The following is a 1,810-nucleotide window of genomic DNA, read 5'->3' on the forward strand; positions in this document are numbered from 1 at the left end:
ACCCGAACGGGACGCCGAACCGCTGCGCGGTGCCGACCACGACGTCGGCGCCCAGCTCGCCGGGCGGGGTCAGCAGGATCAGCGCCAGCAGGTCGGCGGCCACGACGGCCTGGGCGCCGCGCTCGTGGGCGGCGTCGATCACCGGCTTGAGATCCCAGACCTCACCCGACATGCCCGGGTACTGGACCAGCACCCCGAAGACGTCGCCTTCGGGCAGCCCGTCGGACAGGTCCGCGACGACCACGTCGATCCCCAGCGGGGCGGCCCTGCCCTTGATCACCTCGATGGTCTGGGGGAAGGTGTCGGCGTCGACGACGAACGCGCCGGCGTCCTTGCGCTTGGTGGCGCGCAGCGCCAGGGCCATGGCCTCGGCGGCGGCGGTGCCCTCGTCCAGCATGGAGGCGTTGGCGGTGGGCACACCGGTCAGGTCGGCGACCAGGGTCTGGAAGTTCAGCAGCGCCTCGAGCCGGCCCTGGCTGATCTCCGGCTGGTAGGGCGTGTAGGCGGTGTACCAGCCCGGGTTCTCCAGCACGTTGCGGAGGATCACACCGGGGGTGAGCGTGCCGTAGTAGCCGAGGCCGATCAGCGAGGTCCTGACGGTGTTCTCGGCGGCCAGCTCGCGCAGCCGGGCGAGCGCGCCCTGCTCGCTGAGCGCCGGCGGCAGGTTCAGCCCGCCCGCGGCGCGGATCGCGGCGGGGACGGCCGCGTCGACGAGAGCGCCGAGATCGGCGAACCCGATCGCGGCGAGCATCCGGGACTGGTCGTCCGCGGACGGCCCGATGTGCCGGTCGGAGAAGTCGGTCTGGGTCATCGGTGGGCCTCCTGGGCGCATGACAGAGGTCGAGAGGTCGCGGTGGAAGATTTTCCGGTACCGAGACCCGGCTCCCCCTCTGTCATGGGACCTGAGAGCTTCACCCTGCCCGTGTGGGAGGATTTTCACCGTCGGTGGGGCGCTTCAGGGCACGCCCGCTTTCCAGAGGCGCCTCGTCCATGCGGTCCTTTTGCCTGAGAGGTTCCGGGGAGGTTGCTCCTTCGGCGCTCCGCACCGGATTGCGCGGAGTCTCTCCCGCACGGGGTCGACAGCGGAATCAAGTCTACCCGCCCGCGATCTCACGACCGCATAGCGACCCCCGGAAAGATCTACGCTCCCCGGGTGGGGAGGACGGCGGGGAATGACACGGTACCCGCCATGATCACCGAAGGGTCCCGTCTCGCTACGATGGACCACGTGAAGGGCGGTGGACAGGTGACCAGGACGCAGGCCGAGAGCGACTTGGCGCCGCCGCACGCCCCGGCGCGGGACGTCGAGGTCGTCGAGCCGCCCAGGCCCGGCCGGATCCGCAGCCAGTCGAACCTGTTCCGCGCGCTCGCGTGCGGGTTCGCGCTCGCGCTCGTCCTGCTGCTGCCCACGGTCGCCACCCAGACGACCAGCGGCATCCAGGACGACATCACCCAGGGCACCCAGCGCGTCCACTTCCTGCTCAGCCTGGCCAGCCAGGTGTCGACCTTCCTGCTGCTGATGGTCCCGGTGGTCTTCGCGATCGACCGGGCCCTGCGCCGCGACGCGCTCCGCGTCGTGGTCGGCCTGCTGGCCGCGATCATCGCGCTCGGGCTGACCCTGCTGCTGGACGCCTGGGCGACGGCCGCCGGATCCACCCCGCTCACCCAGGCGCTCGGCTGGAACGACGCCGGCACCACCCCGCTGCACGCCGACCTCACCCCGGTGATCGCGTTCGTGACGGCCGTCCGGCTGGGCGGGCGGCCCCGCTGGCAGCTCGCCTTCTGGGGCACGGTCGCCGTCGCCGGGCTG

At 71.9% G+C, this 1,810-nt stretch carries 2 pseudogenes and 1 riboswitch; of the pseudogenes, one reads left to right on the forward strand and one right to left on the reverse strand.

Annotated elements, in window-relative coordinates:
• Positions 1-811, reverse strand: a pseudogene (locus ACYVE7_RS33470) (glycine dehydrogenase (aminomethyl-transferring)); the annotation flags it as partial.
• A 172-nt stretch (positions 812-983) separates the two neighbouring features.
• Positions 984-1,079, reverse strand: a riboswitch (glycine riboswitch).
• 149 nt (positions 1,080-1,228) lie between these two features.
• Between ACYVE7_RS33470 and ACYVE7_RS33475 the strand changes: the two are divergent.
• A pseudogene (locus ACYVE7_RS33475) lies at positions 1,229-1,810 on the forward strand (TIGR00374 family protein); the annotation flags it as partial.

Source organism: Actinocorallia lasiicapitis (assembly GCF_054778695.1).